Below are 263 nucleotides of genomic sequence, written 5' to 3'. Positions count from 1 at the left end.
CCGCAAGGGCTGGGACGAGGCGCGCCGGATGATCGAAAGCGGCGAGTACCGGATGGTGATCCTCGACGAGCTGAACACCGTGCTGAAGTACGAATATCTGCCGCTCGACGAAGTGCTCGCGACGCTCGTCGCGCGGCCGGAGTCGGTGCACGTCGTCGTCACGGGCCGGCATGCGCCCGATGCACTGATCGATGCGGCCGACCTCGTCACGGAAATGCGGCTCGTCAAGCATCCGTACAAGGAGCAAGGCGTGAAGGCGCAGC

The 263-nt window shown here is 65.4% G+C and carries 1 protein-coding gene; it reads left to right on the top strand.

Annotated elements, in window-relative coordinates; translation table 11 throughout:
* Positions 1-28 precede the first annotated feature (28 nt).
* On the top strand, positions 29-263 hold a 235-nt coding region (locus tag R0J88_RS20995), incomplete at its 3' end, for a cob(I)yrinic acid a,c-diamide adenosyltransferase (protein WP_410901026.1).

The sequence above is a fragment of the Pseudoalteromonas sp. SIMBA_162 genome (assembly GCF_046535955.1).
Lineage (GTDB): Bacteria > Pseudomonadota > Gammaproteobacteria > Enterobacterales > Alteromonadaceae > Pseudoalteromonas > Pseudoalteromonas marina.
Note: the sequence above shows the minus strand (reverse complement) of the source record. Positions and strands in the feature narration are given on the sequence as shown.